Source organism: Mogibacterium pumilum, from assembly GCF_002243385.1.
GTDB lineage: Bacteria > Bacillota > Clostridia > Peptostreptococcales > Anaerovoracaceae > Mogibacterium > Mogibacterium pumilum.
Map to the genome: position 1 here is coordinate 157957 of NZ_CP016199.1, position 14551 is coordinate 172507.

General features: G+C 42.3%; 17 protein-coding genes. 4 read left to right on the plus strand and 13 right to left on the minus strand.

Going from position 1 to position 14551, the window contains the following annotated elements:
- Positions 1-7: 7 nt before the first annotated feature.
- The 6 genes from rpsS to rpsJ all read right to left on the minus strand — a co-directional run bounded on the left by rpsS (position 8) and on the right by rpsJ (position 3107).
- A complete protein-coding gene (gene rpsS, locus AXF17_RS00830) occupies positions 8-277 on the minus strand; it encodes a 30S ribosomal protein S19 (RefSeq protein ID WP_094233377.1) in 270 nt (89 codons plus the stop codon).
- A gap of 14 nt (positions 278-291) precedes the next feature.
- Complete coding sequence (rplB, locus tag AXF17_RS00835; protein ID WP_094233378.1) at positions 292-1125, minus strand: 50S ribosomal protein L2; 834 nt, start codon at positions 1123-1125, stop codon at positions 292-294.
- Positions 1126-1142: 17 nt separating this feature from the next.
- Positions 1143-1433, minus strand: coding sequence for a 50S ribosomal protein L23 (rplW, locus tag AXF17_RS00840; RefSeq protein ID WP_094233379.1), 291 nt, complete (start codon positions 1431-1433; stop codon positions 1143-1145).
- A complete protein-coding gene (rplD, locus tag AXF17_RS00845; RefSeq protein WP_094233380.1) occupies positions 1433-2056 on the minus strand; it encodes a 50S ribosomal protein L4 in 624 nt (207 codons plus the stop codon). The genes rplW and rplD overlap by 1 nt, the downstream gene beginning before the upstream one ends.
- A gap of 23 nt (positions 2057-2079) precedes the next feature.
- Positions 2080-2715, minus strand: coding sequence for a 50S ribosomal protein L3 (rplC, locus tag AXF17_RS00850; protein ID WP_094233381.1), 636 nt, complete (start codon positions 2713-2715; stop codon positions 2080-2082).
- Positions 2716-2795: 80 nt separating this feature from the next.
- Positions 2796-3107 carry a 30S ribosomal protein S10 gene (gene rpsJ / locus AXF17_RS00855; protein WP_009644436.1) on the minus strand — a complete coding sequence of 104 codons (312 nt, stop codon included), beginning with the start codon at positions 3105-3107 and terminating at the stop codon, positions 2796-2798.
- Between the two features lie 680 nt (positions 3108-3787).
- Between rpsJ and AXF17_RS00860 the strand changes: the two genes are divergently transcribed.
- Positions 3788-4168 (plus strand): desulfoferrodoxin family protein, encoded by a 381-nt coding sequence (locus tag AXF17_RS00860; RefSeq protein ID WP_094233382.1) that lies wholly within the window; start codon positions 3788-3790, stop codon positions 4166-4168.
- A 200-nt stretch (positions 4169-4368) separates the two neighbouring features.
- On the opposite strand, the gene AXF17_RS00865 is transcribed toward AXF17_RS00860, so the two are convergent.
- The 5 genes from AXF17_RS00865 to AXF17_RS00885 form a co-directional block, all read right to left on the minus strand.
- A complete protein-coding gene (locus AXF17_RS00865) occupies positions 4369-4710 on the minus strand; it encodes a histidine triad nucleotide-binding protein (protein ID WP_094233383.1) in 342 nt (113 codons plus the stop codon).
- Positions 4711-4724: 14 nt separating this feature from the next.
- Positions 4725-6083, minus strand: a complete 1359-nt coding sequence (mtaB, locus tag AXF17_RS00870; RefSeq protein WP_094233384.1) for a tRNA (N(6)-L-threonylcarbamoyladenosine(37)-C(2))-methylthiotransferase MtaB — start codon at positions 6081-6083, stop codon at positions 4725-4727.
- A gap of 29 nt (positions 6084-6112) precedes the next feature.
- Complete coding sequence (locus tag AXF17_RS00875; protein ID WP_094233385.1) at positions 6113-9238, minus strand: VaFE repeat-containing surface-anchored protein; 3126 nt, start codon at positions 9236-9238, stop codon at positions 6113-6115.
- A gap of 21 nt (positions 9239-9259) precedes the next feature.
- Positions 9260-9526: a YdbC family protein gene (locus AXF17_RS00880; protein ID WP_094233386.1), complete on the minus strand. Its 267-nt coding sequence runs from the start codon at positions 9524-9526 to the stop codon at positions 9260-9262.
- Positions 9527-10294: 768 nt separating this feature from the next.
- Positions 10295-10816, minus strand: coding sequence for a gamma carbonic anhydrase family protein (locus tag AXF17_RS00885; RefSeq protein ID WP_094233387.1), 522 nt, complete (start codon positions 10814-10816; stop codon positions 10295-10297).
- 220 nt (positions 10817-11036) lie between these two features.
- On the opposite strand from AXF17_RS00885, the gene AXF17_RS00890 reads away from it, so the two are divergent.
- Genes AXF17_RS00890 through AXF17_RS00900 form a run of 3 tightly spaced genes read left to right on the plus strand, consistent with a single transcriptional unit; the run spans position 11037 to position 13208 of the window.
- Entirely contained in the window at positions 11037-11555 is a 519-nt protein-coding gene (locus AXF17_RS00890) for a YfbM family protein (RefSeq protein WP_094233388.1), read from the plus strand.
- A 9-nt stretch (positions 11556-11564) separates the two neighbouring features.
- Entirely contained in the window at positions 11565-12194 is a 630-nt protein-coding gene (locus tag AXF17_RS00895; protein ID WP_094233389.1) for a hypothetical protein, read from the plus strand.
- Between the two features lie 27 nt (positions 12195-12221).
- Entirely contained in the window at positions 12222-13208 is a 987-nt protein-coding gene (locus AXF17_RS00900) for an SMI1/KNR4 family protein (RefSeq protein ID WP_094233390.1), read from the plus strand.
- Between the two features lie 214 nt (positions 13209-13422).
- Here AXF17_RS00900 and AXF17_RS00905 read toward each other — a convergent pair whose 3' ends face one another.
- Together AXF17_RS00905 and AXF17_RS09260 are read right to left on the minus strand one after the other, a co-directional pair.
- Positions 13423-13968, minus strand: coding sequence for an SMI1/KNR4 family protein (locus tag AXF17_RS00905; RefSeq protein ID WP_094233391.1), 546 nt, complete (start codon positions 13966-13968; stop codon positions 13423-13425).
- A gap of 260 nt (positions 13969-14228) precedes the next feature.
- Positions 14229-14551, minus strand: a 323-nt coding sequence (locus tag AXF17_RS09260) for an EF-Tu C-terminal domain-related protein (protein ID WP_456299087.1), incomplete at its 5' end; no start/stop codon positions are given.

Sequence of the window (14551 nt, forward strand, 5' to 3'; positions counted from 1 at the left end):
CCTTTCTTTATTTCGCCTTGTCACCAGCGTGACCCTTGTAAGTTCTAGTTGGAGCGAACTCTCCAAGTCTGTGACCTACCATATCTTCTGTGATGTATACAGGAACATGCTTACGACCGTCGTGAACAGCGATCGTATGTCCAACCATCTGAGGAAAAATCGTCGATGGTCTCGACCATGTCTTGATTACACTTTTTTCATTAGACTCGTTCATCGCTTCGATTCTCTTGATGAGTTTCTTTTCGACAAAAGGGCCCTTTTTAAGCGATCTTCCCATTATATGCTCCTTTCTTATTTAGCATTTCTTCTTCTAACGATGTACTTGTTGGAATCCTTGTGCTTGTTACGTGTCTTGTAACCAAGAGTTGGCTTACCCCAAGGTGTAACTGGGCTCTTACGTCCAACTGGCGCTCTACCTTCACCACCGCCGTGTGGGTGATCGTTAGGGTTCATTACGGAACCTCTTACTGTAGGTCTCCATCCCATGTGTCTCTTTCTACCAGCCTTACCGATCTGGATGTTGGCGTGGTCAATGTTACCAACTTCTCCGATTGTAGCTCTGCAGTTGATTCTTACCATTCTAACTTCGCCGGATGGTAGTCTTACCTGAGCATAGTTGCCTTCCTTAGCCATAAGCTGAGCACCGTTGCCAGCTGATCTAACTAGCTGAGCACCCTTTCCAGGCTTTAGCTCGATGTTGTGAATGATTGTACCTACTGGGATATTCGCGATTGGTAGTGCGTTTCCTACCTTGATATCCGAATCTGGGCCAGATACAACTACGTCTCCAACGTGTAGCTTGTTAGGAGCAACGATGTATCTCTTTTCTCCGTCTGCGTACACTAGAAGAGCAATGTTTGCTGTTCTGTTTGGATCGTACTCGATAGTCTTAACTGTTGCTGGAATACCGTCCTTAGTTCTCTTAAAGTCGATAATTCTGTATTTAGGTCTGTATCCGCCACCTCTATGTCTAACGGTAATCTTACCTCTTACGTTTCTTCCTGAATGCTTCTTCAGAGTTTTTGTAAGGGATTTTTCTGGCTTGCTTGCTGTTATCTCCTCGAAAGTCGAAACAGTCATGCCTCTCAGACCAGGAGTGGTTGGATTATACTTCTTAATTCCCATTATTTACTCCTCCTATTTTACAGTCCCTGGAAGATTTCGATCTCTTTGCTGTCTGCAGCTAGAGTAACGATTGCTTTCTTATAAGAAGCTGTTCTTCCTACTGTTCTTCCCATTCTCTTAACTTTTCCATTAACGTTCATGATATTAACCTTAGCAACATCAACTCCGAAGATTTCTTCGACAGCCTGTCTAACCTCGGTCTTGTTAGCTGTATCAGCAACCTTGAAAACATACTTCTTGTCAGCCGACATGTCCATGCTCTGCTCGGTGATGATAGGCTTAAGTATTACGTCGTAACCGCTCTTCATTATGCATATACCTCCTCAATTCTCTCAGCTGCTGCCTTAGTGAGCACGAGGCTGTAATGATTGATGATCTCATATACATTCATTGTGCTTACAAGTGCAGTTCTCACACCCTGAATGTTAGAAGCAGATCTAACAACGTTCTCGTCCTTCTCATCCATTACGATGAGGGCCTTCTTATCAGCCTTGATGTTCTCGAGAACCTTAACCATCTCTTTAGTCTTTGGCTCAGCGAACTTTAGCTCGTCGAGTACGATGATCTCCTTGTCAGCAACCTTAGCCGAAAGTGCAGACTTAAGAGCAAGTCTCTTTACCTTCTTAGGAACTGCATATCTGTAGTCTCTTGGCTTTGGTGCAAAAACAATTCCACCACCTACCTGTGTAGGATCTGTTGTACTTCCCTGTCTGTGGCGGCCTGTTCCCTTCTGTCTGAAAGGCTTACGTCCGCCTCCTCTTACTTCACTTCTTGTCTTGGCAGATTGGGTTCCCTGTCTCTGGTTTGCCAAGTAATTCTTGATTACAGTCTGTACTGCGATTTCGTTTGGTTCGATTCCAAAGATTTCGTCGTTCAATGTGATCTCGCCAACCTCAGCACCGGCCATATTAAGCATCTTTACTTTTGCCATTAGTGATTCCTCCTTTCTGCCTCTTATTTATCCTGTCCTTTTACCGCTCCCTTAATCTTAAGGAGTCCGCCCTTCTTTCCGGGAACAGCACCCTTAACGAGAAGTAGGTTGCGGTCAGCAATAACCTTTACGAGAACGATGTTCTGTACTGTAACTGTGTCTCTACCCATTCTTCCCGGAGCTTTGTTGCCCTTGAAGACTCTTGATGGGTATGTACCAGCAGCAAGAGCACCTGCAAGTCTCTTATGCTTGGAACCGTGAGTCATAGGTCCTCTGCGGTGTCCGTGTCTCTTGATGTTACCCTGTGTTCCCTTACCCTTGGAAACGCCGGTAACGTCGAGTTTCATTCCCTCTTCGAAATCAGCAACTGTGATTTCCTGTCCTACCTCGTAAGTTTCGCCATCTTCAATTCTGAACTCAGCGAGGTGCTTCTTAGGAGTTACGCCGCACTTCTCAAAGTGGCCAGTCTCTGGCTTGTTGAGTCTGTGTGCCTTCTGCTCCTCGTAGCCAACCTGTACAGCGTTGTAGCCGTCGGTCTCTACTGTCTTAACCTGCGTTACTACCTCAGGTCCGGCTTCGATTACGGTAACTGGTACTACAGCACCGTTCTCATTGAAGATCTGTGTCATGCCGATCTTCTTGCCTAAAAGTGTTTTCATAATTCTCCTCCTAGTGTCTTACAGCGGATCGCCCTGGTTTGGCCGGATTGCCCTCTCATGCGATCTTTCTAAAATCTAGCTTAGAGCTTGATTTCAATGTCAATGCCTGCTGGCATGTCGAGCTTAGCAAGAGCATCTGTTGTCTTAGTCGAAGCGTTAGTGATGTCGATAAGACGCTTGTGTGTTCTCTGCTCAAACTGCTCTCTGCTGTCCTTGTATTTGTGAACAGCTCTGATGATTGTTACGACTTCCTTCTCTGTTGGAAGTGGAATAGGGCCAGATACAGTAGCGCCTGTTCTCTCAGCAGTCTCAACAATCTTTGCTGCCGACTTATCCAATAAAGCATGGTCATAAGCCTTCAGTCTGATTCTGATTTTCTGTAGTTCGCTCATTAGTAGTTCCTCCTGTTTGTTTTGTACTGTTTTCGCTATGCTTGTACAGGACTTCGCCCGTTTTTACTTGCTCCGCTTTAGGTCTTACACTCCTTCGTGCGTTTCCTAAATGTTTACACAAATCAAAAATGGCGAACCCCCTCGCCCTCGTCTAGCGAGGACAATTCTCGGCAGAAATTACCTGATAGCTCAGCAACTTCCTGCTTCATCGCCTTAAACAAGCTTTTAAATTATACATGGCACGATTTTGCATTGCAAGACTTTTTTGTACTTTTTTGTAAAACTGACTACAGTGTTTTCAAGTGTTACAGGTCGATTCGCTCTAACACGTTTACGCGCGTTTCCTTGCTGTTGTTATTTCATCAAAAAAGGACTCTTTTTTTATGTTATTTGCATAAATTATACGGTTTTTTGCCTTTTTACACCTGCTTGATTGCTATTGTATGAACCAGGATTTTTTTCGTGTTTTCTCAAAAATACATATAAAATACACTATTTTTCGTATTTTTTATTGTCTAAGGTGCACATTCGCTCCACAGGTCATCTATATCCGCGCACCTACATATTTTATGTTTCTATATGTATTTGATACCTATATCCATACTTCACATGTCAATATATGATACAATTTATGTGTAAGTTATTGGGTTTTCAGTATTTCTGAAAGGAGAATTAACAAAATGAAGAAGCTATATAAATGTAATCGTTGCGGAAGCATTGTAGGCAAGGTATTTGATGGAGGCGGAACTCTCGCATGTTGCAGAGAAGAGATTGAAGAGCTCGTGCCAAAGACTGCTGATTTGGCTACCGAGAAGCACGTTCCTGTAGTAGAACGTGATGGAAACCTCGTTAAGGTTACCGTAGGAAGCACTCTGCACCCAATGACAGAAGATCATCACATACAGTTTATCATCCTCGAGACCGATTTCGGATACCAGAGAAAACCTCTCAAAGCAAACGGAGATCCAGTTGCTACATTCGCTGTACAGGATGAAGAAAAGATTGTTGCTGCGTACGAGTATTGCAATCTACACGGTTTCTGGGTTAACGAACTGAACTAATTATAGTTCAATCTGGAGGAAATACCACCAAACACATATTGTGATAATAAACTCTTAATTAAATTATGAGTCTGTTATCATTTAACTGAAATTACCATTATTAAACAAACTTAAATTACAAATATTAAAAACAGCATAAGCGGAAGGCATCTGCCTTCCGCCTATTTTTGTCTCATTCTATATTTGCCTTTCTATTGTCTTTAGCCTGGTGGCCAAGTCATCTTCCTGCGTCCAAGAATATGGATGTGCAGATGGTGTACGGTCTGCTGTCCGTCCTCTCCGGTATTGATAACAGTTCTGAAACCATTATCCAGACCTTCCTGAACTGCGATATCTTTAATCTTGAGCATCATGTGACCCATAAGCTCTCTGTCTGCGTCTTCTAAATCATTAAGAGATGCAACGTGCTTCTTAGGAACCATTAGAACATGTACAGGTGCCTCTGGAGCAGCATCACGGAAAACCGAAATTAGGTCATCCTCGTAAACCATATCCGTAGGTATTTCACCTTTTGCAAGCTTGCAGAAAATGCAATCTTCCATATGACTTCTCCTTTCTAGACCACTTCAGCTAAGCAGCCTTCCTTATAATTAGCGATGAGCCTAACCTCCGTGAATTCACCTGAGTTCAGCTTTCGCTCCTTATCCTTAATATACACCTTTATATAGTTAGATGTATATCCTGTAGCGTAATCTTCTTCAAAAGTTTCCACGAGCACTCTGTGTACTACGTCAAAGTTGCGTTTCTGGAACTCCTGTGCGACGCATTCCGCTCTGTTAATCAGCTCATTTACACGAGTCGTCTTGTCTGCCGGCGTCACTGTTTCCTTATACTTTGCAGCCTCAGTTCCCTGTCTCGGCGAGAATTTGAATGCATGAACCCTGCCGAAAGATGCTTTGTTAACGACGTCTAGAGTGTCCGCAAAATCTTCTTTCGTCTCCCCAGGAAATCCAACTATTATATCCGTTGTGATTCCATACAGCGGATCCATGCTGCGTATAGCCTCGACAATTGCTAGGTATTCATCCCTAGTGTATCTGCGTTTCATACCCTTCAGAACATTGTTACTACCACTCTGTACGGATAGATGCAGGTGTCTACAAAGTCTCTTGTACTTGATGATTCGTTCAACATGCTCCTTGTCTACAACGTTAGGTTCAAGCGAACTCAATCTTACTCTGAAATCTCCTTCTAATTCATCAAGCCTCTTCAGCACAGCCTCAATTCCCGAAAGTCCTTCTTCATCATCTCGTCTCTCAAACGCAAAACCTTTTTCGCTGCCATAAAGAGCCGTGTTTATTCCGGTCAGTACAATTTCCTTATAACCTCTATCTACAAGCGCTTTCGCCTCAATGATAATCTCCTCTATCCCTCTACTTCTAACCGCACCCCTTGCATAAGGGATCTTGCAGTAGGAACAGAATCTGTTACAGCCCTCTTCAATCTTTATATACGCCCTCTGCATCTGTGACTCACTTGAGATTACGATGCCAGTCTCCTCATAGCCAACAAGCTCGCTAAACGGAAGTACTCTGATCTCAGTCTCAATATCAGTCTCTTTGCCAGCTTTCCTAAGCTCCATAGCCTTCATAACCTCATCGCAGATAGTAGATTTGAGGTTGTTTCCAATAACTATATCAACATCAGGCATGGCCTCAAGCTCTTCGCTGGCAGTCTGGGCATAGCAGCCCGTAACCACCATCATGGAATCAGGGCTTAGCTTCTTCATGCGTCTTATATATTTTCGCGACTTGCTATCAGCAACGCTTGTCACAGTGCAAGTATTGATGACATAGGCGTCAGCAGCTTTATCTTCCCCTACGATTTCAGCACCGCGTGACATGAATTCTTCTTTCATAGCCTCTGTCTCATATTGATTCACTTTGCATCCAAGCGTATGAAAAGCAATCTTCACATCTGTTACCCGTCCTTTACAATGATGGGTTAAAGTCTAACACACCTCTTTATAGCGGTCAACGACGCTAAGGTGATGAACGACGCTAGAAATAGTCCAAGATACATATATAGTAATGAACTATCACCAGTTCTAGGAATTGTTGGTTGTGCAATCCTGATCGTTTGATCTCGGTTATTTATATCCTCATGTGTTGCAACGAGCTGCCCTTTCTCGTCATACACCTTTTCGTACGCTACGAGCTCCTTGCCAGCAATCTTGGATGTATTAAGTTTGAATGATACTGGTGCTGTGCCATTTCCTTCACTTTTAAAAGTGGTACTTCCTGTAACAGCTTTTCCGTCTTCTTCGTAAGGCTTGCCAGTCTTCTTATCCATTAAAACACCTTTTACAGTATAGCTACGTCCCGAAATCAGATTCTCGTACTTGACTGTGTCAACCAGCGATACATTCTTTGCCTTTGAAATTACCTTCGCTCCTCCCTTACCAGTAATCTTGGTTCCAATAGCTGGGTAGTAGATAGACTGCGCAGAATCATTGATATCAGCATGCACTGCGACAGGAACGTTTCTATAAGTTAGTGTTTCGAACACTACGGTCACCTTATCCTGGCGGAGACTCGAGTCGTATCTGAATTCGAGTTCTATTTCTCCATCTGCCTTCTCAGCTGTAAATTCTTTTTCAGCAGTAATCTCTTTGTTATCCTTATCAAGGAAAGGTTTATTTTTCTCCTTGTCCATGAGGACTCCTGTTACCTTATACTTTTTGCCAATGATAAGGTTCTTGTACTTAACCTTGTCAATGATTTTCTCTTCCTTGCTAGGGGCACCTGTATTTGTTCCAGACTCAACTGAATGTGCCTGCGTTTTAATCTCTGGATGGCGAAGTGTCTGGTTGTCATCGCTTATGTCGCGATGATTCGCAATTTCTTTGCCTTTATACTTTAACGTCTCAAACACAACAGTGTTCTTTCCAGCTAGCTTAGTAGTATCAAAGGTCAACTCAAGTCCCACCTCTCCACTTGCAACGCTGTCAGAAATCGTCGAATTCTGTGCGGTAACCGTGAACTCCTTTTGAGAAGTAATCTTGTTACCATTCTGTTCAATCGGCCTTCCTGTACTCTTATCCATCAGCACACCTTCGAGAGTATATGTTTCCCCTTCATATAAATTCGAGAAACTTACCACATCCTTAACTTTAGTCTTCGGACCGTACATCGCAATTGAATCCTCTGTCGCAACATCCATAGCCTTAGTTCCGATTTTCGGGATAGCCGGGTTGTTGACATGTGAAGATGGTACTCCTGAGTTGAAGTAAACCGCAGCTCCAGCACCATCGCCATTGATTTTCTTGGTATACACAGTTTTATCTAGAAGGTATCCTACAGGCGCCTTCGTCTCACGAATAGTCACTGTTCCTCTAGGCAACACGGCATCACCCTGCTCTGTAATAAATAGGGGATCGCTACCCTTTACGAGGTTCTTATCTCTAAGCTCTGCAGTGTATTTACCAGAAGCATCCTTAGTCGTTCTTAGCTTCCATGTGCGCACAGCCTTGGCATTTTCAACCGGTCCAATAGTATCGTAATATTTAACCTCAAATTCAGCACCAGCCATGTCGCTAGGATTCATGTAGCTGTCACCACTAGCTTTTTTCTCCAGAAATATCTTAACAGGCGCAAACACAGGTGAATCATACGACTGTACTGTGCTCGTAGTTTCAGCCTTGCTCTCCACCTTATAAACAGTCTTGTCTAGCTCATAGCCCACAGGTGCTGTCGTTTCCTTAATAGTGTATTTACCAGGCTTTACTTCCAAAGTTCCAGTTCTACCCTTTTCGTCTGTCGTCAGTTTTCCGACTGCAGTTCCTGCTTCATCGTAGACCGTGTACACTGCACCGGCTAGAGAATATGTGCCTTTGCACTCCCCAGCAATTTTGATATTATTTCCGATGGATTTTACCACTTCAATCTTTCCATACGGCTTTATTCCCCACGTTAGCATCATCTGCGTTCCATTCGTTGGATAAGCTAGATATGACTTAAAGTTTTCAGGGATTTTACCCTTGTAGGCCTTTGCATCCTGCATCATTCGATTGATTAGTGGCCTTGAGTTAACTCTTTCATATGCAGGTCTGCCATTGACTCTTCTAGCGGCACATACTAGTGCAAAGTAATATTCTTTCTCGCTATAGTTGCTCTTCTGCCACTTATCTGTACTAGCAAGGTATGCAAACTTTGAGAACAGAGAGTCTGAAGCCTGTTTGGCAAGTGTCACCGCCTGCCCCGCCTCTGCAGTTTTAAAATTCTTACCATCTGCACATACTGCGTCGTGGATAATTCCACCGATATTTATCTTGAATATGCTAGCATGATTGCGGTTGTTATCCTTATATTGCTTATGCCATGTTACGGTTCCTCTCGTAGGCTCAGCTGCTGCACTTACTGCCATTGCTCTCACTGATGACGCGCTTCTAGGCATGGCGGCACCTGCGCTCATGGTCATCCTTCTACTCACATTGTCATATGATGCGGACTCTGGGATTCGCTCTAAAGTATTAGTATTTTGAACACTTCCTCTTCTGCCTGCTTCGTTGTCGAACTTGCCTTCCATTACAATATTCGATTCAGCACTACGCGCATTATCATCTGACTCGTTATTAGATGAATCTGCTCCGCTTATAACTTCATTAGCATTCACCACTTTGATAGTGAAATTCGCATGACCTCCTGTCAGCTTAATAGTGAATTTGCCCTCGCTACTTTTATTTGCAAAGCGAGAAGCAGAATCTCCCTTCATATCCACATCTCCGTACACGCTCGCATTTTTTCCACCATCGAGAGATGTCACTTCGAGATTCATGCCCGTATCCACTTTGTAGTTAACCTGATACTCATCTCCCGTCCTTGCACTACGAGCAAAGGGCTCTCCGTTTGATAGGTTAATACTACCTGAGCTTCCAGACTTCACAACTGAAAGCTTCGCCCCACTTCCAGTTACTTTGAGCTGAAGTCTTGCGGCCGTATCGGGCGGAATGATATTTACGCTGCCATCAGGCGCTTTACCTGAACTTAGCGCAAAAACCTGTGATGTTCCGAGCAACATCACTATACACAGCATCGAGACGATGCAATTACAAATACGTTTAATATTCATTGCTCACCTCAAAATCCAGCTTTAATTGCTTTCATCTTCTGCGACCGACATATTCTCGAATCTATCAGCGAGAAGCCTAGAGAGTTCCCTTGCCTCATCCTCATGCAAAGTAATGCCCCTGCTCATGTGCTCGTGATCAGAATCCCAGTCACGAATATCAAACTTCGGTGTTCTATCATTCCACTGAATTAGGTTAAGTTCCTTGCTCCAATTGTTCTTATAGGTAGCAAGTACCCCCATGTGATCCAAAATCTTGTAAGTTACACTTCTTTCATTGTTAGTTGCCATTCTAAAACTCCTTCCATTTATATACGGTGCTCTCGCACCTCACTTTCATGTAAATTATATGGTTTAGGCGGAGCTGACAACAATGCAAGAAGTGCACTATTAGTAGCGAGATTATCCCTTTTATGGGAGTTTTTATAATACGATTTAAAGCTGTCTGGAAATATTAGTTTTAATACAGATTTTAAAACACGCATTAAAATCTGAAATCAAAAAATAAAAAGGACCTCTGCACGGTAGAGATCCTAAGCGCCTTTTGGCAATTTTTATATTTAACACACTTATTGTGCCTAAATACTAGCATAAGTATGTCAAATAAAGTTCGTTGATGTAATGAAATGCACTTTTAATGTTCCGAATGACACAAAAATGTGTTTTTCATGACATCGGTGTACGATTTTGGAGCATTTTTTCACTTGTAATTGAATTAGCAAAAATATTATTTTATCCAGTGTTTATCTAGACTATGGTCTAAATAAGTGTGCCAAATTGAAATCTATCATCAATCAACAGATGATATTCTGTGTAGTTTTCAACCAATTTTTAAAGAAGGTTGAAGCGGTTCACTTTTATGTGAGCTGTCTTAGTTGCGAAGTTACTGCGATTCTTTATATGCTCTCTAATAACGAAACCCTTTCAGCTATTCGCAGGCTTTTCCCAGTCACAAATATTTTTCTTCTATTTGCGAACTTTCTCTAGTCACGAATATTTTTCTTCTATTCGCGAACTTTCTCTAGTCACGAATGTTTTTCTTCTATTCGCGAACTTTCTCTAGCCACGAATACTTTTCTTCTCTTCGCGAGCTGTCTCCACATACGAAGCTGCTTCACCAGCGATGTTTGCCCTTTCCTCAGGACTAAGCTTTCTAACCACCTTAGCTGGACGACCCATTATAAGCACTCCATCTGGGAATTCCTTGCCCTGAGTGACTAGCGAGCCAGCACCTACAATGCATTCACATCCAATCTTGGCATCATCCATGATTATCGAACCCATGCCAATAAGTGTTGAGTCGCCTATCGTACAGCCGTGAATAAGTGACATATGACCTATTGTCACATCAGCTCCGATGTATGTGCCGCTGTTTGTCGCAATATGAACAACAGATCCATCCTGGATATTGGTTCTGGCTCCGATTACAATATCTTTGCCACTTGAGCGAAGTACGGAATTGTACCAGATATTTACATCCTTTCCGAGCTTTATATTCTCAAGTCCACTAAGTTGTACACCATCTGCGATGAATACGCTATCATCGTATAACTCAAGCTTTTCTACCTCTCTATTATCCATATCGTGTAGCTGCCTTTCTTTATTTCTTAGGCTCTCGCCGCAGTCAGTTTCTTATATAAATTATTTCAATACTAAATATACACCTCTTTGCAATAATTTCCAAAGATTGTATTCCAAACTCTCCTCGTGGGGTGTACAATTCAATTAAATAATAAATGTATTGTAAAGCTCGTAGGTGGAGCTATAAACCAGTTATTTGCTTTTTACGGAGGATATACCAATGGGATTGATTGCTAACTACCAGTATATTGATGACGCGAACCTCGACGTTCTTCTGCGCCTTGCAACTCTCGATGATGAAGAAGAAGTTTTTGAAACTATTGAAGATTTAAACGAAGAAGCTGAAATTTTCCTTGATACTGATAAGATGTGGGATGTGATGCACTTCGTTCTAACAGGAGTGAGCACCGATGAGAGGTCTAGTAATAACCCCCTCAGCGTGGCAGTTATCGGCGTGGAATTATTCGAAGATTTAAGCCAATTCATCGCATGTGTAAAAAATGACCGTGTCCCTGAAATCATTTCGGCGCTCGAGGGTTTCGATTATGAAAAGGCTCTTGAAGATTTCAATATGGAAGATTGTGCAAATGCTGGTCTGTATCCAAACATATGGGATAAAGGTGATGAGGACTTGGTCGATGAGCTAATAGAAGAAATCACTGATTACATCGAAGGACTTCGAGACTTCTATAAGAAGGTACTCGAAGCCGGAGGACATGCACTTATCACGATTTATTAAGGGAGATATATGACGATTAGTTTATCAGATACGATTTTGAAAACAGCAGGCTTAAATGAAGCTCTGATGCGAGAATGTGATTTATTTTTCTGCGATAAGCCTAGAGACACTGATTATTCGGAACATGGCGAAGTATATTCGTCTTCGTTTGAAACATTTGCAGTTGACGGAAGCGGCGGAGAGTACGTGCGACTTAAAGACGGAAGCATCGGATATATTAGCAGCGAAGGGAGCGTCGGAAGAGTTGCTGAAAGCATGGAAGATTTACTTCAATTCTTAATTCATGCCGGATGCATTTCGGATTTTAACTGTAAATACATCTACAAAAGTGATGAGCTATTAACTGCATTTTGTAACGGTTATATCGATAAGTCACGGAAGTCATATGATGAGAAAGGTGATGATTTCGACGAGATTAGGAGCGAAATTGCAAGGAAGTTATCGCTTGAATATAATCCGGATATGCTCCCCGAATACGCGAAGAGATTTTATAAAGCCGCAACCAGAGAGCCGTTATTTACCTGCAAGTTCGGAAACGGGGACGAAGAATTTACATGTGACGGGATTATTTCGGATATTCTCGGGCTATGGATATATGAGCTGGTGGGTATGACCAGAGATGAGATTCTAAATTATTAGCAAGTGAAATTATTGGGAGACGATATTATGAAACCTTTTGAGAACTTTGACTGGAAATCATTTTGGGACAATTCTGATGGCTATACCGATGATTATACAGGCAAGGCTCCTACAGACCAGGAGATATTGGATATAGAAAAAGAGACTGGATATAAGTTCCCTAAATCTTATATCCAGCTAATTAAGCACCAGAACGGAGGTATTCCTGTAAATAATGTCGTAACAACAGACAATGTTTGCATTAATCTAGTTGGGATCTATGGTATCGACAAGGATAAGGAGTATTCCGTTTGTGGTGGTTCAGGCACTGAATTCTGGCTTAAGGAGTGGGGCTATCCTGCGCTTGGTCCTGTAATTGCCGATACCATTTCAGGTGGACATGACATGGTATTCCTCGATTACAGTGAATGCGGACCAGAGGGAGAGCCTATGGTTGTATTAGTTGATCAAGAAGATGACTATAGCCAAGAGATATTGGCAAATAATTTTGAGGAGTTCATATACAAGCTTGAGTCCGACAGAGTGATTACTGATATCGAAGAGTTTAAGCAGCTCGATGCAGAGAAGCAGGTGCTCGCTCTAAATAAGATCCTTAACATGAAGGGAACTAGAGATATGATAGAACTTCTTGAGCAGGCTGAAGCTAGTTCATATAGCGAAAAGGTTCTCGGCAGGCTGGCAAGCGCTTACAACAGTGTAGACCAAGAGGATCTTGCTATTCAGACTCTAGACTTAGTGCCAGAAGCTAACCGTAATGCGATGTGGTATTACCGTTACGGTTACTCTTATGCTCTGAAGTCTAAAAAAGCTGACAACACTCATCACGAGAAGAAAAATGCCGCTGTAAAGAATCTTGAAAAGGCTATCGAGTTATCCGAAGGCAGCGATGAAGATGACGTAATCGACTACTGCATGATGATTTTTGATAGAATACTGGATCTTAAACCAGCGGATCTACGAGGCGGATATAGACTAGCTTATACGTACTACCACAACTACTATACCGAGGATTAATCAGCAACCTGCTTCATTAAATCTCGCAGGATAGTCTTAGCCAAACACCTTAATATTAGTAAGAATGGGGGGTGCCTTTGCAATCCCCCCGCCTTTATTTTACATATGATTTAGCTCTTAAATTTAGTCCGCTATTATATATGACGTGTTCTCAACGCTGATTTCTGCTGAATTTTAGTATCATCTTATTGCCGATGCTACAATGCCTGAATTCTTATCTGCCAGCTCTTTTCTTCAGCTTCTCAACCTTCTCATTCTTACGTTCTTCTAGTTCATCAATTTGACCGAGCAGGAAGCTCTCAAAATCACCTTCAACATCATGCATCTCATAACCATCGAAAACAACTATCTTGCCTTCTCTATCGAAACAGAATATCTGCTCACCATCACCTATTACCGAGAAGAACGGAATGCAGTCAGATAGCCCACTATCATGGAAAGCCCTTGTATTTGCACGTAAGTCTAGGTACTCTGGGACTTCGCTTGAGATACCGTAAACCATGATTCCGCGGCAAAATCCCCAAAATGGTGCGACCTCGTACTCCTGTGCCATCGGCCAAATTTCTTCTCTCACTTCCATGTATAGACCACCAAGCGGAGACATGGTAAACTCTTTAAAATCCTCCGGTAGCTTTATATTGAACTCGCTCTCAAAAGCCTCTATATCTTGTTCTGACGGCGTGTCATCTCCACATGCGAAAACCTGATAAGTTTCTTTATCGTAGTTTCTAAAATAATCGTAAATCTTTTCTATAGACATATTTCACCTCGTTGTACTACCGCTAACTTGTCGGGATATTATTTTTACTAAGTTTGTTGTGCTCCTATAACCTACCAGAATACGGTTTTTATTAAGCTATTCATCTTACTATTTAGCCTATGTTTATTGTAGTGATTCAGTATAAAGAAATCAATAATATCCAAGTTAGTATGCCGTGTATACTAAGAAAGCACTATAAAAACAGGGGCGCATGCGCCCCTGTCAGTAGTTGTCTGGTGGTATTACCTCGTAATCTATGATTACTCAATAATCTCTGTAACTACTCCGGATCCTACTGTTCTTCCACCTTCTCTGATAGCAAAACGTAGTCCCTCTTCAATAGCTACTGGTGTAATCAGCTCGATCTCCATTACTACGTTATCTCCAGGCATGCACATCTCTGTACCTTCTGGTAGCTGTAGATCTCCTGTTACGTCTGTTGTTCTTAGGTAGAACTGTGGTCTGTATCCATTGAAGAATGGTGTGTGTCTTCCACCCTCTTCCTTCTTTAGTACGTATACCTGTCCCTTGAACTTTGTGTGTGGGTGAATTGAGCCTGGCTTCGAGAGTACCTGTCCTCTTT

What these genes read in the sequence shown, in the direction of transcription:
- AXF17_RS00900 (WP_094233390.1), top strand. Translation starts at nt 12,222, where the DNA reads ATGAAACCTTTTGAGAACTTTGACTGGAAATCATTTTGGGACAATTCT.
- rplB (WP_094233378.1), bottom strand. Translation starts at nt 1,125, where the DNA reads ATGGGAATTAAGAAGTATAATCCAACCACTCCTGGTCTGAGAGGCATG.
- AXF17_RS00895 (WP_094233389.1), top strand. Translation starts at nt 11,565, where the DNA reads ATGACGATTAGTTTATCAGATACGATTTTGAAAACAGCAGGCTTAAAT.
- AXF17_RS00890 (WP_094233388.1), top strand. Translation starts at nt 11,037, where the DNA reads ATGGGATTGATTGCTAACTACCAGTATATTGATGACGCGAACCTCGAC.
- AXF17_RS00860 (WP_094233382.1), top strand. Translation starts at nt 3,788, where the DNA reads ATGAAGAAGCTATATAAATGTAATCGTTGCGGAAGCATTGTAGGCAAG.
- AXF17_RS00905 (WP_094233391.1), bottom strand. Translation starts at nt 13,968, where the DNA reads ATGTCTATAGAAAAGATTTACGATTATTTTAGAAACTACGATAAAGAA.
- rplD (WP_094233380.1), bottom strand. Translation starts at nt 2,056, where the DNA reads ATGGCAAAAGTAAAGATGCTTAATATGGCCGGTGCTGAGGTTGGCGAG.
- rplC (WP_094233381.1), bottom strand. Translation starts at nt 2,715, where the DNA reads ATGAAAACACTTTTAGGCAAGAAGATCGGCATGACACAGATCTTCAAT.
- rpsS (WP_094233377.1), bottom strand. Translation starts at nt 277, where the DNA reads ATGGGAAGATCGCTTAAAAAGGGCCCTTTTGTCGAAAAGAAACTCATC.
- AXF17_RS00865 (WP_094233383.1), bottom strand. Translation starts at nt 4,710, where the DNA reads ATGGAAGATTGCATTTTCTGCAAGCTTGCAAAAGGTGAAATACCTACG.
- AXF17_RS00880 (WP_094233386.1), bottom strand. Translation starts at nt 9,526, where the DNA reads ATGGCAACTAACAATGAAAGAAGTGTAACTTACAAGATTTTGGATCAC.
- rplW (WP_094233379.1), bottom strand. Translation starts at nt 1,433, where the DNA reads ATGAAGAGCGGTTACGACGTAATACTTAAGCCTATCATCACCGAGCAG.
- AXF17_RS00875 (WP_094233385.1), bottom strand. Translation starts at nt 9,238, where the DNA reads ATGAATATTAAACGTATTTGTAATTGCATCGTCTCGATGCTGTGTATA.
- rpsJ (WP_009644436.1), bottom strand. Translation starts at nt 3,107, where the DNA reads ATGAGCGAACTACAGAAAATCAGAATCAGACTGAAGGCTTATGACCAT.
- AXF17_RS00885 (WP_094233387.1), bottom strand. Translation starts at nt 10,816, where the DNA reads ATGGATAATAGAGAGGTAGAAAAGCTTGAGTTATACGATGATAGCGTA.